A 23328-nucleotide genomic window follows, 5' to 3' on the forward strand; every position below is an offset into this window, starting at 1 on the left:
CCGTGATGCCGTCTGAATATTGTTCAGGCTGCGGCGTGGCGCTGACTGTGGAAGAGCAACTGTATTTTTTGGATGTGTGCCGTCTGTGCGAATGCACGATGTGGCTTGGTGACTCTTGGAAAGAGTGGTTGGACGATGTCGACAGCGGCACAGCGGATCAAAATTAAGCACCGCGCCGAAGCGGAAATCATGCGCTATGCCAAGGCCGACCCGGAAACGGGAGTAAAGCCGCACGCGCTGTGGCACAAACACGTCCACAACGTCGACCTTGATCCGATGCAGTGCCTGAAAATGCAGGAAATGGACGACCATACGAATACGGTGGACTTTTCCTGCCGCCGTACCGGCAAAACGGCAGTGAAAGAGATGTACTGCCTGGAATATCTGGCCACCCATCCGTACCAGGAAGAGGGTATTGTCGCGCCGCGTTTGCAGCAGAGCCAAACCAATCTGATGTACCACTTGGACGCCATCCGCCGCTCGCCGATTCTGACGGGTTACATTGCCCATAAAAACGGCCGCCGCCAGATGGCCGATCTGCGCTACCAGTTTGACAACGGCAGTAAGGCCGTCTGCTACGGGATTATGAGCCAGATTGACGGCGACGGCTTGAGCATCGGCTCGCTGGAAGAAATCGACGATATGCCGGCCGACCGCCTGTTTTCGCGTTTTTTGCCGATGCTGGGTTCGGCGCGGCGGCTGGGGGTGGATGCGGGTGTAAAGTTTGATCCGCAAATCCGCATTACCGGCGTTTACAAGGGCGCGGATGTGCTGTCCGAACTGATCAACACCGGTGGCTACCATATTCTGCCGCCTGTTGATGTCTATCTCGGTGTGGAGCTGGGCATCCTAAACCAAGCCTTTATTGATGAAATGAAGGCGCAGCTGCCTGAAGCCGAATATTTACGCCAGTTTTTGTGCATGAACGTGGCGGCACAGAACTGGATTTGGGAAAAATATATCCGCCGCGCGATGGCAGTCGGTTTGCAGTCCGGGCTTCAGGCAGCCTGCCCGATGCCGGGCATGCGCTATAAAAAGCGCGGGTTGTTGAGTTTCGGTTATGACCATTCGGGCCACGGCGAATCGGCGCACGCCTCGAAATCGGCGCTGGTGGTGTGCGAACAGATCGGCAATTTTGCCACTTTTCCGTTTGTCAAAACTTGGCCGGCGGGAACGGATGATGCGGTGGTGCAGCGCGATTTGTTAGGCTTTTGGGATTATTTCCGCCCCGATTACGCCATGGGCGATGCCTACGGCTTGGGCATGCTGACCGGCCTGAACGACCAGCTTTATGCGCGCGGCTTAACCGATATTGACCGCCGCGCCATCGGTGACGGCCAGTCGACGGCATCGACTTGGCAGCAGTGGCCGTTTGCGCCGATCCGCTTCGAGGGCATGGTCAAACACAATATGGCCAGCCTGCTGCGGCAGGCGTTTCACAACAATCAGGCAGCGATCCCGTTTATTGATGACGGCTCGGATGCGCTCAAAACCAAAAACGATGCCAACACGAGCTGGGGGCCGAGCGTGCTGGATGTGGTGCAGGCCGAAAGCTCCGACTTCGCGGCCTTTATCCGCCAATTGGGCAATATCAAAGCCACACCGGCGCAAGGGGCATCGTATAACAGTTACAAAATGGCCAATCCGAAGCTGGGCGACGATATGTTTGATGCGGCCTGTGCCGCCGTGATGGCCTTGCTGACGGCCGGTGCGAATACCTTTGTGCCGAGCGTGATTCAGACCCGCGCGGTGCGGCAGGAAGATTTATTGGGGATACGCTGATGGAAGAGTTAAGCGAAGCGGAACAAGCCCGTGCGGCGGAAATGAAACGGCAATGGATTGAAGCCTTCGGCGATGACGAATTTATCCGAAAATGTTACCACGCCGGCTTGATTCGCGGCTGGCGTGATGTGAAGAGTGTCCGTCCGGCCGATGCCGAAACCTTAAAGATTGTGGCCGATACCGAAGCGCATATTGCCTACGGCCTGCCACGGAAAGGATCAACATGAAACTGTTTAGCCGCCTGTTCCGCCGCCAAACCGCTGCATTGCCCCGGCCGGAAAACGGCTCGGAAATCGGTATGCGCACCACGCCGGAGCGCGCGTCGCGGCTGGAATACGCCGTCGGCACGGTGGATTACGACTACCGCGCAGTGGTAGCCGATATCCGCCGCATGGACAAGGAAGACGGCCGGGTGAAACGCATCCACAACCGCATTGCCCGCGACGTAACCCGTGGCGGGCTGGTGCTGTTGCAGGCGGCGGAAAACCCCCGTATCCGCAGCGAGTGGGCCGCATTTGCCGCCCGCGTGCAATTGGACAATGCGCAAAAACTGAAATCCGATGCGCGCGGCCTGATTATGGAGGGCAATCTGCCGCTGCAATGGGTGTTGGACGAAGCGGGGCAGGTGGCCGGCGGCATACGCATGCCGTCTGAAACCATCCGCCCGAATGTACTGCCCAACGGCCGCTTTGCCGATGTTCAGACGGCCTATGCCCAGCACGATTTGCGCACGGGGCAGGATATTGCCGTGTTTTCGCTTTGGCAGCTGACCTTGGCGCGGATGGATGCCGATAATTACGACGATTTATCCAGTCTCGGCCGCCCGTTTCTCGACGCCAGCCGCGAGATTTGGCGCAAACTGCGCATGACCGATACCGACTTGGTGATCCGCCGCCACCACCGCAGCCCGATGCGGCTGGCGCATGTGCTGGAAAACGCCACTGCCGAAGACATGGCGCAATACCGCGAAAACGTCGAAGCCAATAAAGACCTGATCACCACCGATTTTTACCTCAACAAAAAAGGCGGTGTTGCCGCCATTCAGGGCGATGCCACCATGGGCGAAATCGGCGATGTGGTCTATCTGCTGGACAGCTTTTTCGCCGGCAGCCCGCTGCCCAAAGGCCTGATGGGCTACACCGACGGCATGGCGCGCGATATTTTGGAAGATTTGAAACGCGATTATTACGACGAAGTCGACCAATTGCAGGACGTGCTCGCTTGGGTCTACACCCAAGGTTTCAGGCTGCATTTGCTGCTTCAAGGCATCAATCCCACAGGCTTTCAGGTAGCTTTTGCCGAACGGCGCACCGAAACCTTAAGCCAAACCACCGACCGCGCCCTGAAACTGCAAGCCTTGGGTATGCCGCAGTCGATGATTTGGGAAGAAATGGGCTACAACGCCGCCGATGTCGAGCAGCGCCGCGAAGACGACGCCAAGCTCTACGACCCTTATCCGCAGCAGGCAGACGGCCATAAAATCAGCATCACCCCCGGCAATGCGCCCAAAGGCGAGAGCATGACGAGTGTGGGCAGCCGATGAATAAGGCCGACAAAATCCGCCGCGCCACCTTGGCGGCCATTGCCCAGCGCAATGTCTATGTGAACCGCAGCGCAGAAGAAGCGGCCGAACTGTACCGCCGCGCCGCCGAGCAGATCGCCGGCCAAATCCGCGGCGATGACGGCCGTCATGTCGAGTTGTCCGAGCTGCATCATCTGCTGGCCGTGATGCACGCCAATTTGCAGCGGCTGGCCAAGCAGCGCGACCACGAGCTCAATCAGGATTTGCATACGCTGGCGCTGCTGGCCGGGATGCCGTTTGGCGGTGTGCTGGATGCGGCGGTGCGGCAGCAGACGGCGCAGGCAGCGGCAGATTTTGTCCGAAATTTTGTCCACGCCGACGGCCTGCAGCTGTCCGACCGCTTATGGCGGCTTGACCGCCACGCCGCCGAAACCTTGGGCAACCACCTGAAAGCCGCGATTGTGCAGGGCAACGATGCCTATCATGCGGTGTTGGCCGGTATGGGCAGCGGCGACGGCGTGCCGCCGCATATCGCCAAAGCCTACGATGCCGCCCGTGCCGGTGCATTGCGCCAAAGCATCCGCGACATATTGACCGGCTCGCCCGATCCCGCCACCAAAGGCGGCGTGCTGTATCAGGCCGAGCGGCTGTTCCGCACCGAACTGATCCGCGCCCACGGCGAAGCCTATATGGGCATGGCATTTCAGACGGCCGGTGTGGTCGGCGTGCGCTTTATGCTTTCGCCGCGCCACCCGAAACCCGACATCTGCGACACCCACGCCAGCGCCGACCTGTACGGCTTGGGTGCAGGCGTTTATCCCGACCGCGCCAGCTGTCCGTGGCCGGCGCACCCGAACACGTTTAGCTATGTGGTGGCGGTGTTTGATGATGAGCGCCGCAGCCCCAATCCTAGCATCCCGCAGAAGCCCGCCGATATGCCGGATACGGTGTGGGCGATCCGAAACAAGGTATGGAGCACAGAATTTAAGCGGAAAGCCGAGGATTTGTATTACAATTTCAGCCAAAGCGGCATTGAGCTGTCGGATCATGCGGTAGGCAGGTTGCTGGATCCGAAACGGACACAACGCTACAATCGAATTGATGTGGAGCAGGTCAAACAGATTATTCTGCACACCCCACCCAATTTCACCCAGCCGGACGGCAGGGCGGTTATTTTTGATGCCGGTTTGCAGCTTGCCATCGTCATCTCGGAAAACGACAGCAGCATCGTTACGGTGGTTAGAAGAAAATACGCAGGAAAAACATGGAAAAGAAACAGCTGACCCACTTTTTGGACACAGTCCGCCGCCTGATTGACGGCGAAGATCCTAAGCAACTGATTGCAGCCATGCCGTCCGATATTTCGGCGGCAAATCACGATCAGGGCTTTTATGGGGACGATGATTGGTGTTTGGCTGTCCTGCTGTTGGATGACTGGCGTTTTGAATATTACGAACGTTTTGCCGAAGAATCTCCCAAATTGGCCGATATGGTGCATGATTGGGCCGAGCTGCTGGACGAAGCAGAAGACCATATGCCCCCGCATGAAAAAGCGCGTTTTTTAGATAAACTCAAAGCTGCTTGGGAAGATGCCGACCGGTTGCGTGCGGCTTCGGCTGTTTAGGTGCTGAAAAACAATAGGCCGTCTGAAATTCATTCAGGCGGCTTTTCTGTTTATAATAACTTCGCCTTTCCGACCACAGGGAGACTGCTACCATGTTGAAATATATCCGTATTCTGCCGCTGCTGTTCGCCATTACCGCCTGTTCAGACGAACCGTCTCCAGCGGAACCTGTTCCCCCGTCCAAGCCGCCGGTACAGACCCACCGTACTTTCACGGAATACCGTTTTGTCATTAATAAAATCGATCCTGTCGTGGCGTTGGCCGGATTGAATATCGGCAAACCCGGTCATGACAAAAGCAACGACGGCCTGCCGCGAACACGTTGGGAAGTAAAAGGTACTCCGGCAAAAGAATTGGAAGCCATCGGCAAGCATCCGAAGGATGTTGATGTGTTAAGCGGGCAATGTATCGAATATAACGCAGACGGCAACAGTATCGGCTGGCCGGAAAACGGCGGATGTGCCAACGTGTTTAAAGGATTATTGACCAACATTGTCGACAAGCCGGATGAGGCTTTCGCCGATATGGTCAAACACGCCCGCCTGCAACCGCATGTCAAAGTCGAAGTGGCACAGGCGGTTATCGAAGACCCGAATCTGTCCCTTACGCTTGATCATGACGGTTTTTTCTTTTTAAGAAAGAAAAAACGCTGATTTAAACAAATAATTGTTAAAAAGCAGCCTGAAACTTCACTGTTTCAGGCTGCTTTTTTTCTCAAAAATCCCCCTGTTTTGCACGCTCCGCCTGCCTTAATCTGCTGTCATTACCCATTGCGGATTGAGATATGTCCCGTTTATTCCGATTGTCTTCCGATCACACCGAAGCCCTGCGCGTTTGCTCGGCGGCCGCTACTTTGCCGGCCGACGGCAAAAAAACGTCGTGGGTGACGCTGACCCGCACCGGCTCGTTTACCGATCCGCGCTACGGCCGTTTTGAGATCACCGCGCCTATGCTGTCGAGCATGGTGAAAAATTTTGATGCCGGCGTGGTGGGGCAAGATGTGTTTTTGGATGTCAACCATAAGCCGGGCGACGGCTCGGCGGCGAAAATCCTGAAGTTGAGTGTGGAGGGCAACCGCCTGCGCGCGCTGGTGGAATGGACGGATTTTGGGCTGAAAGCCGTGAAAGAGCGCGGCTTTAGCTATTTGAGCGCCGAATATCACGAAAACTGGCAGGACAACGAAGTCGGCCGTTTTCACGGTGCCACCCTGTTGGGCGCGGGTTTGACGGTGCGTCCCGTCATCAAGCGGCTCGACCCCGTTACGCTGTCGTGCGAAGCCGACGGTCAAACCTATGTGTTGTCGGAATTGGCCGACGATTTGATTACGAAAGCGAAGCAGAAAATGAACAAATTGCAAGAATTGCTGAAAAAGCTCGCCGATGCGGGCTACTCGAAAACCGTGTGCGCCAGCATTAAAGAGCTGGGCGAAGCGGCCATCAACGAAAACACCGACGACGCGGCAGCCGAAGCGGTGATGACCAAGCTGGAAACCACCGCGAAAATGCTGGCGGCATGGGAAGAAGACGCGCCAAAGCCGGCGCAGACCAATCAGGCTGCTGCATCCGCCGGCAATCAGGCCGATGCAGGCAAGAAATCGCTGGCGGAGCCTGATCCGGGAAAGAAATTATCGATTGACGATGTGAACGATGCGGTGGCCAAAGCCTTGGCGGCACGGGAAGAAGACGCGAAAAAGCTGGCGCAAACCCGCGCCGACAACGAAAAGCTGCTCGCTGAAACCATCGGTCAGGCCGAAGGCTTGAGCGACGAGCTGAAAAAAGAATTGGCCGAAAGCGCGAAAGTGCTGCTGCCCGATCATGCCACCGAAGAGCAGGTTAAGGCGCTGGCGGCGCACCAAATCGACATGGGCAACCGCATGACGGCGGCCAATCAGCTGGCGGCAATGGGCTACAACGTGGCCGGCACGCCGCGCATTGTCGTGCCGGACGAAGGCGTGAAGCAGCTGTCGGGCATTTACGGCGAGCAGTTGAAGAAAACCGGTATTCCGCTGGCTTTGGCGGTGGAAACCTCGCCGTTTGTGGCCAAAGTGCTGTCGGAGTTTGACCGCCATTTCGCCCGCGAGTTGCACGCCGAAGCCAAGATGCTGTCGGGCACACAAACCGATATGCGCAATACCACGCTACCTTATGGCGTGCAGCGCGAAGTAATTAAAGAAGCGCTGCATGATTTGAATATCCTGAATCTGGTGCATACGCTGACCGATTTCACGGCACAGGCCACGACCCAAATCCCTTATGAAACCCGCGAATTGGGCGCGGTAATGAACGACGGCATGGTGTTTGAAGGCCAGCCGATTCCGTTTGCCGGTGTCAGCCAACACATGGACACCGCCTTTGTGAACCAAATGAAACTGGCCTTGGTGGTCAGCAACGAAGTGGTGCACTTTACCCGCACTTCGGCGATCAATTGGGACGCATTGGCCCGCAATATTCAAAGTAATTCACGCATTCTGCGCGAGCTGGTCGCCCGCCGCCTGATGAACGAAATCCAGCGCAGCAGCGATGCCTTCGGCGCGGTGGCGGTGGCCGACGAATCCGTCAGCGGCCAGTCTGCCGACGGCCAGTTCAAAACCGAGCATTTTCCGGTTGTCCGCCCCTATCAGGCAGTCAATCTGCAAGGCGACGCAGTCGGCCTGCCCGAGCATCCGATTGTGGTGAAAGTGGGTGGTCAGGAAGTGCCTGCGTTTGACGGCAGCGGCCAGCAAAGCAGCGGCACTTATTGGCGCGCCGCCAGCTACAACCAAGGTGTGTTCCAGTTGGTGGACGAAACCGGCCGCGCCAAACCCGGCCAAAGCGGCATCACCATCTCTTACAGCCGCGCTACCAATGTCGCGCTGTTTAATCTGGACGCTGCATCCGGCGTGGCACAGGAAGAGCACTTGAACGGCCTGTTGCGACTGGTCGGCAGCCGCAAGGCGATGATGGACGGCCAGCGCTACTACCGTCCCGACTATCTCTTGATGTCGCCGGTGCTCAACGACCAAATCACCAACGCCACCGACTTTGTCGCCGAGCGCAAACGCAACGGCACCGACACCGACGGCAACGGCGACTTGGGCGTGATCAAAGGCGTATCGGTTTACGGCAGCAACGCGCCGCTCACCGATTTGGGCGACGACCGTATCCTGTTCGGACAGCGCGGCCTGACCAGCTACACGGTGGTCAAACCTTTTGCCACCGGCGATCTGTTCGAGCTGACCGACGGCCACGGCCGCCCGTTGGGCAAAAAAGCCGCCTACGGCGAAGAGTACAACGCGATTTACACGCCCAAACCGCTGCGCCAAGCCTGCACCTCGATTGTGGTGTACAGCAAAAAAGGCCGCGATGCGGTTGGCGCTTAAGGCTTAAAGGCCGTCTGAAACAGGTTTTCAGACGGCCTGAAAGGACAAAACCATGCAGAAAATCCCTTATCACAATACACAAAACCACGCCGTCTTTATCGGCGGCGTGATGGTGCCGCCGGGCGAAACCCGTCTGGTGGACGGCTCCCTGCTGCCGCTCGTGCCGCATCAGCATCCCGAAACCGTTGCCGCCGATCCGCTGGCGGAGCTGCTCAAAGGCAAGGTGGACGAGATTACCGCCCAACTGGAGCACTTAAGCTTGGATGAGCTGGAGCGTTTGGGCGATATGGAGCAGACCGGCCAGCAGCGCAAAGGCGTGCTGGGCGCGGTGGCCGAGCGTTTGCTGGCCCTGTCGGCCGAGCAGCAGGAGCAGGGTTAAATGCCTGCCCGCGCCGCGTTCCTTGCCCGCTATAAAGCATCGCTGCTGGACAGCGTTCGGGCATTTGCCGATGCCGATTTGGAGCGGCACGCCGAAACGGCGCTGGCGGCTTTGAGCCAAATCAAGCCCAAGCTGTGCGTCACTTGGGTGCAGTTGGCGGCGGGGCGCAATCTCTATCCCTGTCCGGCCAACTGCCGCGCCGTTCAGGCGGCCTATTGGGGGCGCAGCCATAAAGCGCACAGCCAGCCGTGGCAGGATGATGCGGTCGGCCGGCTGCCCGAATGGTCGCTGACCTACAACGAAGCGGGCGAGCGCTTTTTGCGCGCCAATCCTGCGCCGTCTGTGCGCCAATTGGATATTTTGGGCAGCATCGCCGAAATCGAATACCGCGCCGATTGGAGGTGGGACGAAGTGCGGGGCATGGAAAACCTGCTGCTGTTGCGCGCACAGGCCGAAGCCATGCGCGAGCTGGCGGCGAAAAACGCCACCACCGCCTACAACATCCGCGAAGGCATCAGTGCCACCCCGAAAAACGGTACGCCCGCTTATCTGTATGAACAGCTGCTGGCGGAATTTGAACGCTTGGCGGCAAGATGAAGATTGAATACACAGTCGAAGCCGATCGGGTGCGGGAAGCTTTCCGCCGTGCGCCCGATGTGATGAGCCGCGAGTTGGACAAGGGCTTGGATCAGGCGGCCTTAAAAATGGTACGCACCGCGCAGGACACCTTGCGCGACAACGACAGCTTGGCCACTTCGCAGCTGGTGCAGTCGGTCAATTTCGAGCGCAGCGGCCTGTTGGAGCGCACCGTGTCGCCGAATACCGCCTATGCGCGGTATTTGGAAGAGGGCACCAAGCCCGGCTATTTTCCGAACAGTTATGCGCTGGCGGCTTGGCTGAAGATTCGCGGGGCGGTCAATCCGAAACGGCAGGCTTTCGCACTGGCCAAACACATTTACCGCCACGGCACCAAGGCGCATCCGTTTTGGCAGCCGTCTTTTGAGCGTGCCGAGCCGGAAATGCGGCGGATTATCGACCGCTTTGTACAGCGCGGGGTGGAGCGCGTATTCACATGAATATTTATGCCTACGAAATCGAAAAGCTCAAGCGCGGCATTGCCGCCGCGCTGCCGCAGCGCATGGTTTCAGGCAGCCTGATTGACCACGCCGAAATCCGCCGCGACGAATTGCTCAAAGGTGTGGTTACCGTGATGCTGGAGCGGATAAAAGGCGACGGCGACTGGTCGGCCACGCTGCAAATCCTGATTACCGGACAGGTGGAAATCGAGTTGCCGGCAAACAAAGACACCATGGGCGCATTGGTCGAAGCGGCGGAGCTGGCGCTGTATTCCGAGCTGCGCGCTTATCTGCGCAACACCGGCGGTCTGCCGAATATCGAAGTGCAGGATGTGGAGTTTTCGGCGCACAGCAAAGCGCCGTTCGGCTGGTTTTTACTGCGGGCGCAGTACGGGCCGATCAACGAAGCCTGCACCGATTGGGATTTCGGCAATCTGCCCGCGCCGCCGAATATGTATCCGCCGCATGTGCTGATTACACCGTTTGACGGGGCGGACATCAAAATCGATGCCGAGCCGCACGAAACGGATGCGGTACACCAAAAATGGCTGCGCGACGCGCAAACCGCCGAACAGCCGGACGCAAGCCTTACATTGGAGCTAAAACCATGAATCAAATCACAGTCAAGCCGCGCGACGGCATCAAGGTGCGCCTGGAAGACGGCACGGGCTACGTTGCCGAACACGGCCAAACCGTGTTTCAGACGGCCTATTATCTGCGGCGCATTGCCGACGGCGATCTGCTGCCAATCAACGACAGTAAAACCAAAGGGGCAAAATAATGGCCGACAACATTACCTACAACACCATCGCAGCCGACACACCGCTGGGCGGCGTGTTTTTGGAAATCGACCCGTCGCAGGCTTTGGGCAATCTGGTCAATGCCGAGCGCAAAGCTCTGGTGATCGGCCAGCGCCTGCCAACGGGCAACACGCCTGCCTTAACGCCGGTGCGCGTACTCAACGCCGCCGATGCGGAAGCCAAATTCGGCCGCGGCTCGATGCTGCACCAAATGTTTAGTACGGTGGAAACCGTTACCGACGAAATCGGGCTGGTGGACGTGTACGCCGTTGCCTTGGACGACAATCCGTCCGGCACGGCCGCCACCGCCACCGTTACTTTGGGCGGACAGGTTACCGTGCCGCGCACGCTCACGCTGTATATTGGCGGCCAAGCCGTTCAGGCGGCCGCATCATTGGGCGATACCGCCGAAATCTTGGCCGCGCGGCTGGCCACGGCAATCAATGCCGATACAACCCTGCCGGTTACCGCAGCGGCGTCTGCCGGCACGTTAACACTCACCGCCCGCCATAAAGGTGAGGCGCACAACGGACTGGAAATCGCCGCCACCTACTATGACAGCGACACCCTGCCGGCCGGCATCAGCTGCACCGTATCGGGCGGCGAAAACGGCATCGGCAAACTGGCCGGCGGCAGCGGCAGCCCGAGCGTGGCGGCGGCTTTGGCGGCGGTATCCGAAGACTGGTTTTATGTCGTGGCCAGCCCCTACAACGACGAAGCCAATATCAAGGCGCTGGAAAACGATTTTGACGGCCGCTGGGGCGGCATGGACATGCGCACCGCCCATGCCTTTTTGGCCATCGACGGCAGCCATGCCGAACTGACCACCGCCGGCAACAAACGCAACAGTGCCCACAGCAGCATCTGGGGCTTAAAAGGCTGCCCGACTTGGACGGCGCAGCGCGCCGCCGCACTGGCCGTTACCTGCCTGTTTTACGGCAACAACGATCCCGCCCTGCCGCTCAAAGCCGTTAAAGTACCGGCCGTACTCGCGCCGCGCCTGAAAGACCGCTTTTCGTATAACGAGCGCACGCTGCTGGTGCGCGACGGCATCTCCACGACAACCGTATCGCGCGACGGCAATATCTATCTGGAGCGCATCGTGACCACTTACCAAGAAAACGCCGCCGGCATTGCCGACAGCTCACTGGCATCGCTGGAAACCAAATGGACGGTGGATTACTACCGCTATGTCATCCGCACCCAAATCGCGCTCAAATTCCCGCGCCACAAACTGGTGGACGACGGCACTAATATCGGCCCCGGCCAAAAGTTTGTTTCGCCGCAAATCATCAGTGACCTGATTACCGCCGTCGAAGCCGATTTGGAAACCGCCGGCATCATCGAGCAGACCGAGCAGAGCCGCAAACGCCGTAAGGTGGTGCGCTCGCTCACCGACCCCAACCGCATCAACGCCGTGCTGCCGCCGAATCTGGTCAACCAGTTCCGCACCTTCGCCGCATCGGTTGAATACCGCCTGTAAGGAGACCCATCATGGCAAAAGTAACCGGAAAATGCTTTATCAGCCTGGCCGGCACCAAACTGCACACCGACAACGACGCCGAGCTGGACATCGGCGGCGAAGCCAAAAAGGCGCAAATGTCAGTACACGGCTTGGTCGGCCACGCCGTTGAGGAAATCAAACCCGCCAAAATTACCGGCTCGATTATCCACACCGCCGACATCGATTTGGTCGCCCTGCAGGCGTGGGAAGGCGCGGCGGTGTTCGAGACCGACAGCGGCCTGCGCTATATGGTGCGCGACGCCGCCGTCGAAGACACTTTGAGCTTAAGCAAAAGCAAGGTCAAAATTACCCTGGTCGGCCGCCCCGCCCAATTAATCTAACTGGTTTCCCGTTCCTCTTGTTACCGCTCTTCGGAGCGGTATTTTTTTGCAAAAAAAAGCAACAAAATTGTTGCAAATACAACAAAATTGTTGCACAATACAGCCGTCGAAACAGCAGGGCAAACCAATGAAGTACAGTGAATTTAAGAAATGGCTGCTGGCGCAAGGCGTTGAATTTACCCATCAGAAACGCGGCAGCCACCAACTGATCAGGCTGAACGGCAAAACCTCGGTGTTCCCCAACCACGGCAGCAAAGAAATCGGTACCGGGCTGGTCAACAAAATCAAGAAAGACTTAGGACTCAAATAAAGGGCAAGCCCGCAAGGGCTTGCCGATACAGGAAACAAAAGGACATCATAATGCTCGCTTACCCCTACACCCTCACCCCCGACGACAACGGCACCCTGCTGGTGACCTTCCCCGACATTCCCGAAGCGGCAGCCGTGGCCGAAGATGCCGACAGTGCCCCTTTGGAAGCCTTGGACGGCCTGATCTGCGCCTTGGAAGGCTATTTTGCCGACCGCCGCGCCGTGCCGCTGCCTTCCGCCGCCGCTGCCGACGGCACCGTGCTGCTGCCCGCACTCGAAACCGCCAAAGTGTTGCTGCTGAACGAAATGATCGCACAGGGCATCAAAAAAGCCGAGATGGCGCGGCGGCTGGATGTGCATATGCCGCAAATCGACCGCCTGCTGGATTTGCGCCACAATACCAAACTGGACTTTATCGAACAAGCCGCCGCCCGCTTGGGTAAACGGGTGAATATCAGCTTTTCGTAAACTTGTCGGCAAAGGCCGTCTGAGAACGGTTTCAGGCAGCCTGTTTTGTGCTAACTTCGCTTTTCCTGCCAACGTAAAGGAGATGTCTCAATGAAAAAATTATTGTGTACGCTTGCTGCCGCTGCCGTATTACTGGCACCGTTGAGTGCCCAAGCAAAAGGGCGGGAGCCGTGTTCGGGCAAGAAAGGGGGAATTTCCCACTGCTCTGGCAGCAAATTTGTCTGCAAAGACGGCTCAATCAGCAAATCTAAAAAAGTGTGCAGCGGTAAATCCAAGCTGTATAAATAATACGTCTGTCTAAATATAGGCCGTCTGAAACCGCGATGTTTCAGACGGCCTTTTTGTTTATAATGACTTCGCTTTTCCGAACAAGGGGATTGAAATGGCGAAGAAAACGGGGGACGGGGTTTTGCTGATTCTCGGCCTGTTGGTCGTGGTCATCACGTTTTTATGGGAAGCGTTCGGCTGGTGGCTGCTGCTGCCGGTAGCGGTGTTCGGATTGCTGATTGTATTGGGGGTATGGGGAGCGGAAAAGCCCGATACCGGCCGGCAAAGCCAACAGACGGAAGAAGAATACCGCGCCGATCTGCACCAATGGCTGAATGAAAAAATCCGCGAAGGATACGAAGAGGAAATCAACGCACACCAATTGCGCAAACCTTTAACAAAAAAGGAAGAGTTTTTGATGTGCTTGGCTTTTGAGTCAAAAATCAGGCTGCCGCTTAACCTGTTTTTCCAACAGAAAATCGATCAGGCCGACCAAGTTTTTCTAACCATGGTGCGGGAAGGTTATTTTCAGGCAGCCGAGCCTTATGCGGTCGTGGACAACAGTCTGACGGTTGAACAGATTAAGCAGATTTTCAGGGAGCATGATCTGCCGTTAAGCGGCCGCAAGGCCGAGTTACTGGACAGGCTGTTTGCACAGCTGCCCGAAATTGCCGCCGAGATTGTCAATGAAAACGGTTTCTATACGCCTACGGAGAAAGCGCGAACCTTGGGCATTTATTTGGACGAAAAAGAGCGGTCGCATTCGATGGAGTTTATTAAGCTGCTCAATCAGAGAAATTATTATGTGATGCAGCACGCCGTGAACTGTAATCCCGATGCTTACGGTCTGGAATTCAGGCCGGTGTCCACATTTTGCCGGCACAGCCAACAATTAGCCGGTATCTGCCCGAGAGACAATCTGCCCGATACTTGGCCGCCGGAAGAATGCGAACATCCTTACCATGCCTGCAATTGTCTGTTTGATATTGTTTACTCGAATGACGAACGGCTTAAGCAGCCGTCTTAAAGCAGCCTGAAACCTTTCAGGCTGCTTTTTTGTCTCAAAAATCCCCCTGTTTTATGCCCGCAAACAGCCCGAAAATCGGGCTGTTTTTTTATGGAGAACACCCAATGCGTACCCAAGTGATTACCTTAAAACACGGATTTTCTGTCGGCGGCAAGGCCTATCAAGACGTGGTGCTGCGCGCACCCAATCTGGGCGACCTGATGGCCGCCGAAGACGACGCGCCCGCCTACAACCCGATATCGTTCAAAGTTGCGCTGTGTTGCCGCTGCATTGAAAAGCTCGAAGGTGCGGACGTGCCGGTAACCATGGGCATGATGCGCGCATTGCAGCCGGCAGACTGGCAGATCCTGTCCAAAGCCATGGATGATTGGGATCAGGAGGGAAAAGGCGTTTAGAGCGGCGCGGCTTTTGGCAAAAAGTGCTGCTGCTCGCCATTAAAACCGGTTGGACGGAAGACGAAATCCTGCGCCTGCCGCCCGAACGTTTTGAACTGTATATCGAATGGCTGACCCCTGATGAGTGAACAGAATCTGTTGGTGCGTATTGTCGCCAATGCCCGCGGTTATGTGGCAGGCATGAATCAGGCCGGAACGGCTACACAGCGTTTCGGTGCGGCTGCCCGTGCCGAATTGGGGCGTCTGAAAGAGTTTGCCGGCAGCATACAGGGCCAGCTGGCAGGCTTGGGCTTGGCCGTCGGTTTGGGGCAGATCACCAAAGATGCCGCCGTGTTTGAGCGCGATATGCGCCAGATGCAGGTGGCTTTGGGTGCAGGCCGCGACGAGATGGAGGCATGGCGGCGCGAAGCCTACGATAACCAGAAACGCTACGGCGCGCTGGTGTCCGACCAAAAGGCATTGGCCGACAGTCTGGCCGCTTCGGGTTTGGATTTAAACGCCATCCGTGCCGCCGCCACGCCGGTGTCCAAAACGCTGGCGGTGGCCAAAACCAATGCCGACCAATTGGGCAAGGCTTTGGGTGTGGCGCGCGAGCAGTTCGGCATCGACATCAGCGACAGCCGCACGGCCGCGTTGCTGCTGGACAAAATGGTGGTGGCCGGCCGCATGGGCAATGCCGAATTGGAAAACCTACCCGATATTTTTGCCCGCGTCGGCGGGCGGGCAAAAGAAGCCAATTTTACGCTGGAGCAGACGCTGGCCTTAACCGAGGCGCTGTCCAAATCCGAGCCGCAGGCCGACCGGCTGGCTACCTTGGTGGATTCGACGCTGCGGGTATTTACCAATGCCAAATATATGCAAGATGCCACCGACGCAACGGGGGTGGAATTTTTTGATACCCAAGGGGCACGGCGCAACCCTTTGGATGTGTTGCGCGACATCAAGGTAGCGTATGACCGACTGCGCACCGATGCCGAGCGCAATAACTTTATTGATGCGGCGTTTGGTAAAACCGATATGGATACCCAGCGCGGTCTGAAAAAAGCCTTGGAAGACGGCACCTTGGAATCGGTCAATCGGATGCACAGTGCCATCCAAAATGCCGGCGGCACCATTGACCGCGATTTGCAAGAAGCCATGGACAACGCCGTCACTCAAGCTAACCGCCTAAAAGGCGCGCTGAAAGAAGCGGTCGAAGACGGCTTAATCCGACCTTTGTCCGAACAGTTTAGCAACGTTACCCGCTTTGTGATGGATGACAAGTCCGAAGGCGGCTTGGGCATGGATGGTAAAGACATGATGGCTGCCGGAGCAGGTATTGCGGCCACCGCCTATTTGGGCGGTGTATTGGCCAGACGCAGCAAAGGCAAAGGAGCTGGTGTCGGCGGCAGTCTCGCCGGTGATGCTTTGGGTTTAGGCAAAGGTGTGGCCGTCGGCAAAGCCTTGGAGCATGCCGGTATCCAGTCGGTTTATGTGGTCAATATGCCGGACAGTTTCGGCGGCGGCACACTGCCCGACGGTATCGGGCGGAGCGGGTCGCCCAAGCCGGGCAGCACACCCAAAAGCGGCGGTCGATTGGGCAGTCTGCGCACATTCGGCTCAAGGTTGGCGCAATGGGGCGCGGCCGGTTGGCAGAGCGCGGCGGCAGCCACCCCGAAAGTGCTGCCGTGGGCCAGAGCAGCCGGCTATGCCGGCGCGCCGTTGGGCGCGATGTACGGCGTAACCAAATGGGCGGAAAAACCGGACCACAGCACCGAAATCAAAACCATCAGCGCTTGGTCTGACAAACTTGACCGGGGCTTGCGCAAAATGTTCGGTTGGGCGGGCTACGAAACCCGTCAGGAAAAACACCTGCGCAGCCGCAGCGAGCAGTTGGCGGAAACCAGCCCGAAAGATGCACAGGCTTACCGTGCCCAATACGAGCGCATCAAAGCCCTGCTGGACGGCACGGCGCAGCAGAGCGAAACCGCAATCAAAGGTGCAGGCGAAGCGGCGGCCAAGGCCAATGAGGCGGTGGGTCAGGCCTTGGCCGCCAGCATCAGCCAAAGCCGCATCGAGGGCAATATCCACATCACCGTTTCCGCTCCGCCGGCTGTGCAGGTGCAGACGGCCGCCGTCGGCAACGGCAATACCACGCTCAATGTCGGCAAAACCAATACGGGAGCCAAATAATGCGTTTGCGCGAAGCCTCTTTCAAAGGCACTAAATTCCATGTTGAGGAAACGGGCGGCCAGTTCGGCCGCCGCACCGTGCTGCATGAATATCCGTTCCGCGATCTGCCCTACGGCGAGGATTTGGGACGCGCCGCCCGCCGTTTTGACGTAACGGCGTTTTTTTTGGACAAGGCCGCCTGCGATGCCTTTATTGCGCTCTGCGAAGAGCCGGGCGCAGGCACGCTGATCCATCCGTTTTACGGCAAAGCCTATGTGCAGCTGGAATCGCCGTCTGAAGTGCGCTGGCCGCGCCAACAGGGCGGCCGCTATGTTGTCTCGCTGCGCTTTGTCGAGGCGGGCGACAACGTGGAGCCGGATGCGCAGGACGATGCCGGCGGGCTGCTCGACCGGCTGATTGACGATGCGCTGGAACGGCTGGGGCTGGATTTTGCCGCCGCTTGGCCGTCTGAAATTCAAGGCTGGCTGGATTTGGCCGACAGCCGGCTGGAGCAGGTGTACGGCTTTATCGAGCAGTTTTTGACACCGGCCGAAGCGGCCAAGCTGCAGCTGTCGCGGCTGATGGGCGGCTCGTTTTTAAATAAGCCCATCGAATTGTTTTACCGCATTTCCGGCCTGTGGCGTTCGGCGGCGTTGGCGGCGGCGCCGTTTACCCTGCATAAGGACTTGGGCTTTGCCACCGCGTCGCACCCGCTGTTTCAGACGGCCGCCATCGAAGAATACCGCGCCACAATCGGGGCATTTTCAGACGGCCGTGTCCGCGCCTCGGCGGATACTGCGCTGCTGGATTCGCTGTGCACCCAAGGCAGCCGCACCGCTTCAGGACGTTTGTCACTCTCGGCCATTGCGGACAGCAAACGCGCCCGTCCTGCATGGACGGCCCGATCGGCCGGCGCGGAAGTGCAGGCCTTGCCGCCGTCGCTGGCCGATGCCGTGCGCCGCGTGGCGGTGCTGGAGCAGGTGCGCCTGTTGGCGGTGGAGACCCAAACCGGCCGCGATTATCTGATTGCCGAGCGCGACCGCGCCTTGGATTTGCTCGATGCGGAAATCCACACCGTTTCAGACAGCCTGTATCTGGCGTTGGAAACGGTACGCCGCCAAGCCGTGGCGGTGGTGGCCGAACGGCTGCCATCGCTGCGCGAAGTGCAGGTGCTCCACACCCGCACCGCGCTGCCGGCGTTGGTGTTGGCCTACGAAGTCAACGGCTCGATTCGCGGCTACGAAGATCTGATTGCCCGCAACCGCGTGCGCCATCCGTGTTTTGTGCCGGCGGGAAAAGTGGAGGTGCTGCATGACGGCCAATAACTGCACATTATGGGTCAACGGCCAGATCTACGGCGGCTGGACGGCCATCCGCATCAACCGCGGCATCGAGCAGCTTTCAGGCAGCTTTACCTTAACCGTTACCGAAAAATGGCCGGGGCAGGCCGAAGCACGGCCGATTAAAAAAGGCGATTCGGCGGTGGTCAAAATCGACGGCGAAGCCGTCTGCACCGGCTACATCAACCGTACCCGCAGCGGTTTTGACAGCGGACGAACGTGGTTTGAGGTGGAAGGCCGCGACAAAACGGCAGATCTGGTGGACTGCTCGGCGGTGTGGAAAAGCGGCCAGTGGAAAAACAGCAGCGTGGAGCAGATTGCCGCCGATTTGTGCCAGCCGTTCGGCATTGCCGTTGTCATCGGCAAGCCCGCCGAAAAGGCGGCGGCGGAGAAAAACGCCAGTTTTGCGCTGGAAGACGGCGAAACGGTGCAGGACGCGCTGGAGCGGCTGTTGCGCATGAAGGCGCTGATGATGTGGACGGACGGCAACGGCAATCTGGTCATCAGTCTGCCCGATACGACACCGGCCGAAACCGCGCTGGTGCAGGGCGAAAACCTGCTGCAGGCCGAAGCGGCGGCCGACGAAACCGAGCAATACAGCAGCTATGCCGTCAAAGGGCAGCAGCGCGGCAAACACAATGCCAAAGGCACGGCCGCCGATGCCGGCGTTACCCGTTACCGGCCGCTGGTGATTTTGGCCGAAGACGGCCAAGACCCTGCCGCGCGGGCGAAACACGAGCAAACCATGCGCGAGGGCAAAGCCGATACCGCCACCGCCACCGTGCAGAGCTGGCGGCAGGGCGGCGATCTGGGCGGCCTGTGGCTGCCCGGACTGCGCGTCAAGCTGACGGCACCCTATATCCATAAAGACGGCGACGAGATGGTGATCGCCGCCTTGGAATACAGTAAAGACGACAACGGCACGCTGACCCGGCTGGATTTGGTCAACCCCAAGGCGTTTGACCGCTTGGCCGAACGGCCGGACAAAGCGGGCGGCAAAACAAAAGGGGGCAGCAAATGAATCCGCTGCAAAAAATGCGTCTGATGGTGGCGCGCGGCGTGGTGCGGCTGATCCAAGATGCCGGCTTGCAGCTGGTGCAGGCCGACTTATTGGACGAAGAAACCCGCGACGGCGTCGAGCGCATCCAAAACTACGGCCACCGCGGTCATCCGCCGCAGGGCAGCGCCGTGGCCGCCGTGGCGGTGGCCGGCAGCCGCGACCATCTGGTGGTGGTCGCCTGCGAGCATCCCGATTATGTGCCGCCCTTGGAATCGGGCGAAACCGCCATGTATGCCATGTTCGGCCAGCTGTTTAAGATGGACAAAGACGGCAATGTTACGCTGACCTGCAAAAACTTTACCGTCAACGCCGACGGCAACATCGTGCAGACCGCCACCGGCAACGCCCAAACCACCGCCGGCGGCAATTTAGGCATGAACGCCGGCGGCGGCATGAGCATGGAAGGCGCGGGCGGGGCCACCTTAAAGGGAGGACTGAAAGCCGACGAAATCATTGCCGATAAAGTGGTCGGCGGCGGCGTGGATCTGGAAACCCACAAACACCCCGAAACCAACGGCAGTCAAACGGAGATACCGGTCAAATGAGCACAAAACTGTTGCTGGATTTAAGCCGCGGCGTCCCTTTTAATGTGTACGAAGACGAGCTGGCGGGCGCGATTGTGTTAAGCCTGTTTTGTGATGCGCGCGGCAGGGAGCCGGACGGCAGCATCGGGCGCGGCTGGTGGGGTGACGGCTTGGCCGAGCGCAAAGACGAGTGGGGCAGCCGCCTGTGGGAATTGGCGCGTGCCAAGCACACCGCCGAAACGCTCGCCCGCGCCGAAGATGCCGCCCGCGATGCGCTGAATTGGCTCTTGGACGACGGCATTGCAGAAGCCTTAAGCATCACCGCCTACGCCCCCGCGCCGTCTGTGCTGGGGCTGCTGATCAAGCTGGACGGCCGCCGTTATGAGTTGGAGATAAACCATGCCCTATGAAACCGAATCGCTGGCCGATTTAAACCGCCGCCTGCAGACCGAACTGCCGCTGAACCACAGCGGCACGCTGCTGCGGCGCAATCTGTACACCCCGTTTGCGCGGGCGTTGGCCGGCGCGGTACACGGCATCCACGGCCATATTGATTGGCGGGTTAAGCAGATGTTCCCGCAGACCTGCGACGACGACGTGCTCGAGTATCTGCACGCGCCGCTGTGGCTGGATACAGGCCGTCTGAAAGCGGTGGCGGCAAGCGGCAGCGTATTGTTTAAGGGTAACGTCGGCACGGTGGTGCCGCAGGGAACCGTACTCAACCGTGCCGACGGCCGCCGCTTTTTGGTCAGCACCGGCATCACGCTGCCGCCAAACGGACAGATGCGCGCCGAAATTGTGGCCGAAATACCGGGTACAGCCGGCAATACCGTTGCCGGCACAGTATTGACTGTGAGCAATCCCATTTCGGGGCTGGAGAGCAGTGCCGTGGCCGACACCATCGGCGGCGGCAGCGACCGCGAAACCGTGACTGCTTTGCGCGAGCGGGTAATTGAGAGCCGCATCAACGGCAAAGACATCGGCCGCACCAGCGATTGGGCGCGCTGGGCGCGCGAAGTGCCTGGTGTGACCCGCGTATGGCCTGCCCCCAAACTGGCGGGCGCGGGAACGGTAACCGTCTACATCATGCGCGACGGCGATGTGTCGCCTTATCCCACCGCCGAACGCCTGGCCGAAGTTAAAAAACACTTGGAATACAGCGGGCTGCCGTTTGGTGAAATCCATGTGGTGGCACCCGTGGCGCGGCGGGTTGATTTTGTTTTGAAGATCACGCCCGACACCCCCGAAGTGCGCCAAACGGTACAAAACGCCTTGGCCGAACTGCTGGCCGCCGATGCCACCCCTATTGCCTACGATGACTACGGCGATCTGCAACTGCCCCCTGCCGGACACACCATCCCGCGCTCACATCTGACGCAGGCCATCTCCAATGCTGTCGGCGAATACGACCATCAATTGCTTACCCCTGCCGCCGATTTGCAGTTTGCCGTCGGCGAGCTGGCCGAAATGGGGAGCATTCAGTGGATTACCTAAATCTGCTCGGCCAACTGCTGCCACCCGGCATTGCGATGTCGCCCGAACAAGACGATACCGCCGACCTGCTGACCAAAACCGCCCGCGAACTAGAGGCTGTGGCCGGGCTGGACGAAAGCCTGTTTGCCGAAATCGACCCGCGCAATGCCGTGTTGCTGCTGGATGAAACCGAAGCCAGCCTGGGGCTGCCCGACCGCTGTACAGTCGGCAGCCAATCGGTCGGCGAGCGGCAGGCCGCCGCCTACAACAAACTGGTGGACGCAGGCGGCGCGCGGCGCACCCGCTATCTGGGCATTTTGCGCCGGCTGGGACAACCACAAGCGGATATCGAGCGCTTCGCGCTGCACACCTGCCAGCACACTTGCGAAGATGCCGTTTTTGACCACACCGAATGGCTGTTTACCTGGGCCATTACCCTGAAAGAAAACACCTTATCCACCCCCGCCACCTGTCAGAGCCACTGTGAAGAACCGCTGACGCTGTGGGGCAACACCCAAACCGAATGCGTGCTGCATAAAGAAAAACCGGCATACAGCAACCTCTTGATTAAATACGCAGGATCATCATGAAACGAGCAGACCTAGACAAACGCGCCCAGCGCGACAAATTCGGCAGCGGCAAGCACGGCTTCCAGAGCGGAAATCCGTCGGGCGGCGTGCTGCCGACTATTCCCGGCGCCGAGTGGTTTGACCATGTGCAGGAAGAAATCGCCGGCGTGATTGAGGCGGGCGGCATCACGGTTAATCCGCAGCAGTACAACCAGCTGCTGACAGCGATGAGGAAACTGTTTTCCGATGCCACCCGCACCCTAACCGCCGGTGCCGGCCTAACCGGCGGCGGCGACTTGTCTGCCAATCGCACCATCGGTTTGGCCACACCATCCACCCTGTCCGGCAGCACGACTAATTGGGTGGGCAATGGCGCAACGGGACACACGCACGAAATCGCCAAAGCCACGCCAACGCTGGCCGGTGTGGCGAAGCTCGTCAATGTGCTGAACAGCACCGCCACCGATGCGGCTTTGACTGCGGCGCAAGGCAAAGTGTTGGCCGATCAAATCGCCGCCGCCAATGCCAACAGCGTGATGCTCACCGGCGACCAGACCATTGCCGGCACCAAAACCTTTTCAGGCAGCCTGAATACAAACGCCGAAATCCGTGCCGGCGGAATGGTATCCGCCAGCTACCGCAATGATTGGGTGGGTTTTTGGGCCAATCAACCCACGGAGGGTAAACACGGCTTTTTTGACGTCGCCGTCAACGGTGTAACGCGTGGCGGGATGCAGATTGCGACACATGGCAACGGCCGCTATCACGTCGACTTGTTGGTTACCCCCGCCGGTGCCACCAACGCCGACCGACGTGTATCCGGTATGACCGTGTACGACGGCAGCATCTACACCCACGCCTACGGCTGGCTGCACGAGGGTTTTATCCGCAACGGCGTGGGCGCGGGGCAAATCGCCGGCCATCAAATATCACTGGGCTGGAGCAGCGGGCTGCGGCTTAAGGCGCAGGTGGACAACGTTGATTTAGGCAACATCGTCTTTGACAGCCAGCTCAATGCCGGCTTGTCCGGTAAAGCCAATCTGTCCGATTTTGCCGCCTACCACGGCCAAAGCGGTTATCAGCGGCTGCCCAATGGCTTAATCATCCAATGGATGCGCATCACCAAGGCCGTCGGCACATTTTCCGGCACCTACAATTTCCCCATTGCCTTCCCGCGCGCCTGTTTCGGCGTCAGCATCAGCAATTCGTGGTACATCAGCGGCGCGGGCAACGGCTACCAACTGCGCGCCGGTGTACTCAACAACAGCAGCTTCGGCGTCGGCGAGGACAATTTTAACAACTACGGCAGCGGCAACAGCGGCCAAGCCTTTGTGATCGCTATCGGCAATTAGGACAGAC

At 58.7% G+C, this 23328-nt stretch carries 28 protein-coding genes; all 28 read left to right on the forward strand.

Going from position 1 to position 23328, the window contains the following annotated elements; all coding sequences use genetic code 11:
• The first annotated feature begins 2 nt into the window (after window positions 1-2).
• Complete coding sequence (locus ORY85_RS00415) at window positions 3-167, forward strand: hypothetical protein (protein ID WP_274570689.1); 165 nt, start codon at window positions 3-5, stop codon at window positions 165-167.
• Window positions 136-1782 carry a hypothetical protein gene (locus ORY85_RS00420; RefSeq protein WP_274570688.1) on the forward strand — a complete coding sequence of 549 codons (1647 nt, stop codon included), beginning with the start codon at window positions 136-138 and terminating at the stop codon, window positions 1780-1782. Before ORY85_RS00415 ends, ORY85_RS00420 begins: the two co-directional genes overlap by 32 nt.
• A complete protein-coding gene (locus tag ORY85_RS00425) occupies window positions 1782-2009 on the forward strand; it encodes a hypothetical protein (protein ID WP_274570687.1) in 228 nt (75 codons plus the stop codon). Before ORY85_RS00420 ends, ORY85_RS00425 begins: the two co-directional genes overlap by 1 nt.
• Window positions 2006-3325: a hypothetical protein gene (locus ORY85_RS00430; RefSeq protein WP_274570686.1), complete on the forward strand. Its 1320-nt coding sequence runs from the start codon at window positions 2006-2008 to the stop codon at window positions 3323-3325. Before ORY85_RS00425 ends, ORY85_RS00430 begins: the two co-directional genes overlap by 4 nt.
• On the forward strand, window positions 3322-4587 hold the full coding sequence (locus ORY85_RS00435; protein ID WP_274570685.1) for a hypothetical protein: 1266 nt from the start codon (window positions 3322-3324) through the stop codon (window positions 4585-4587). Before ORY85_RS00430 ends, ORY85_RS00435 begins: the two co-directional genes overlap by 4 nt.
• The gene (locus ORY85_RS00440; protein ID WP_274570684.1) at window positions 4569-4928 is read left to right on the forward strand and encodes a hypothetical protein; all 360 of its coding nucleotides are present in this window, start codon (window positions 4569-4571) and stop codon (window positions 4926-4928) included. The genes ORY85_RS00435 and ORY85_RS00440 overlap by 19 nt, the downstream gene beginning before the upstream one ends.
• 92 nt (window positions 4929-5020) lie before the next feature.
• Window positions 5021-5581 carry a hypothetical protein gene (locus ORY85_RS00445; protein ID WP_274570683.1) on the forward strand — a complete coding sequence of 187 codons (561 nt, stop codon included), beginning with the start codon at window positions 5021-5023 and terminating at the stop codon, window positions 5579-5581.
• Window positions 5582-5712: 131 nt separating this feature from the next.
• Window positions 5713-8286 (forward strand): phage protease, encoded by a 2574-nt coding sequence (locus tag ORY85_RS00450; protein ID WP_274570682.1) that lies wholly within the window; start codon window positions 5713-5715, stop codon window positions 8284-8286.
• Between the two features lie 52 nt (window positions 8287-8338).
• Window positions 8339-8665: a hypothetical protein gene (locus ORY85_RS00455; protein ID WP_274570681.1), complete on the forward strand. Its 327-nt coding sequence runs from the start codon at window positions 8339-8341 to the stop codon at window positions 8663-8665.
• Window positions 8666-9262, forward strand: a complete 597-nt coding sequence (locus tag ORY85_RS00460; RefSeq protein ID WP_274570680.1) for a hypothetical protein — start codon at window positions 8666-8668, stop codon at window positions 9260-9262. It begins immediately after the preceding gene.
• Entirely contained in the window at window positions 9259-9741 is a 483-nt protein-coding gene (locus ORY85_RS00465; RefSeq protein WP_274570679.1) for an HK97 gp10 family phage protein, read from the forward strand. Before ORY85_RS00460 ends, ORY85_RS00465 begins: the two co-directional genes overlap by 4 nt.
• Window positions 9738-10352, forward strand: a complete 615-nt coding sequence (locus tag ORY85_RS00470; RefSeq protein WP_274570678.1) for a hypothetical protein — start codon at window positions 9738-9740, stop codon at window positions 10350-10352. The genes ORY85_RS00465 and ORY85_RS00470 overlap by 4 nt, the downstream gene beginning before the upstream one ends.
• Window positions 10349-10522, forward strand: coding sequence for a DUF2635 domain-containing protein (locus ORY85_RS00475; protein ID WP_274570677.1), 174 nt, complete (start codon window positions 10349-10351; stop codon window positions 10520-10522). Before ORY85_RS00470 ends, ORY85_RS00475 begins: the two co-directional genes overlap by 4 nt.
• Window positions 10522-12024 (forward strand): phage tail sheath subtilisin-like domain-containing protein, encoded by a 1503-nt coding sequence (locus ORY85_RS00480; protein WP_274570676.1) that lies wholly within the window; start codon window positions 10522-10524, stop codon window positions 12022-12024. Before ORY85_RS00475 ends, ORY85_RS00480 begins: the two co-directional genes overlap by 1 nt.
• 11 nt (window positions 12025-12035) lie before the next feature.
• Window positions 12036-12386: a phage tail tube protein gene (locus ORY85_RS00485; protein ID WP_274570675.1), complete on the forward strand. Its 351-nt coding sequence runs from the start codon at window positions 12036-12038 to the stop codon at window positions 12384-12386.
• Window positions 12387-12513: 127 nt separating this feature from the next.
• Window positions 12514-12696, forward strand: a complete 183-nt coding sequence (locus tag ORY85_RS00490) for a type II toxin-antitoxin system HicA family toxin (protein ID WP_274570674.1) — start codon at window positions 12514-12516, stop codon at window positions 12694-12696.
• 50 nt (window positions 12697-12746) lie between these two features.
• On the forward strand, window positions 12747-13163 hold the full coding sequence (locus tag ORY85_RS00495; RefSeq protein ID WP_274570673.1) for a type II toxin-antitoxin system HicB family antitoxin: 417 nt from the start codon (window positions 12747-12749) through the stop codon (window positions 13161-13163).
• A gap of 90 nt (window positions 13164-13253) precedes the next feature.
• Window positions 13254-13451, forward strand: a complete 198-nt coding sequence (locus tag ORY85_RS00500) for a hypothetical protein (RefSeq protein WP_274570672.1) — start codon at window positions 13254-13256, stop codon at window positions 13449-13451.
• Window positions 13452-13545: 94 nt separating this feature from the next.
• A complete protein-coding gene (locus ORY85_RS00505) occupies window positions 13546-14457 on the forward strand; it encodes an SAP domain-containing protein (RefSeq protein ID WP_274570671.1) in 912 nt (303 codons plus the stop codon).
• Between the two features lie 104 nt (window positions 14458-14561).
• Complete coding sequence (locus ORY85_RS00510; RefSeq protein WP_274570670.1) at window positions 14562-14852, forward strand: phage tail assembly protein; 291 nt, start codon at window positions 14562-14564, stop codon at window positions 14850-14852.
• A gap of 120 nt (window positions 14853-14972) precedes the next feature.
• A complete protein-coding gene (locus ORY85_RS00515; protein WP_274570669.1) occupies window positions 14973-17024 on the forward strand; it encodes a phage tail tape measure protein in 2052 nt (683 codons plus the stop codon).
• The gene (locus ORY85_RS00520) at window positions 17024-18328 is read left to right on the forward strand and encodes a DNA circularization protein (protein WP_274570668.1); all 1305 of its coding nucleotides are present in this window, start codon (window positions 17024-17026) and stop codon (window positions 18326-18328) included. Before ORY85_RS00515 ends, ORY85_RS00520 begins: the two co-directional genes overlap by 1 nt.
• Entirely contained in the window at window positions 18315-19364 is a 1050-nt protein-coding gene (locus ORY85_RS00525; protein WP_274570667.1) for a phage baseplate assembly protein, read from the forward strand. Before ORY85_RS00520 ends, ORY85_RS00525 begins: the two co-directional genes overlap by 14 nt.
• Window positions 19361-19948 (forward strand): phage baseplate assembly protein V, encoded by a 588-nt coding sequence (locus ORY85_RS00530; protein ID WP_274570666.1) that lies wholly within the window; start codon window positions 19361-19363, stop codon window positions 19946-19948. Before ORY85_RS00525 ends, ORY85_RS00530 begins: the two co-directional genes overlap by 4 nt.
• Window positions 19945-20337 (forward strand): phage GP46 family protein, encoded by a 393-nt coding sequence (locus tag ORY85_RS00535; RefSeq protein ID WP_274570665.1) that lies wholly within the window; start codon window positions 19945-19947, stop codon window positions 20335-20337. Before ORY85_RS00530 ends, ORY85_RS00535 begins: the two co-directional genes overlap by 4 nt.
• Complete coding sequence (locus tag ORY85_RS00540; RefSeq protein WP_274570664.1) at window positions 20327-21421, forward strand: baseplate J/gp47 family protein; 1095 nt, start codon at window positions 20327-20329, stop codon at window positions 21419-21421. The genes ORY85_RS00535 and ORY85_RS00540 overlap by 11 nt, the downstream gene beginning before the upstream one ends.
• Window positions 21409-21990 (forward strand): putative phage tail protein, encoded by a 582-nt coding sequence (locus tag ORY85_RS00545; protein ID WP_274570663.1) that lies wholly within the window; start codon window positions 21409-21411, stop codon window positions 21988-21990. The genes ORY85_RS00540 and ORY85_RS00545 overlap by 13 nt, the downstream gene beginning before the upstream one ends.
• Complete coding sequence (locus ORY85_RS00550; protein WP_274570662.1) at window positions 21987-23321, forward strand: hypothetical protein; 1335 nt, start codon at window positions 21987-21989, stop codon at window positions 23319-23321. Before ORY85_RS00545 ends, ORY85_RS00550 begins: the two co-directional genes overlap by 4 nt.
• Window positions 23322-23328 lie beyond the last annotated feature (7 nt).

The sequence above is a fragment of the Neisseria leonii genome, assembly GCF_028776105.2.
GTDB classification, from domain to species: domain Bacteria; phylum Pseudomonadota; class Gammaproteobacteria; order Burkholderiales; family Neisseriaceae; genus Neisseria; species Neisseria leonii.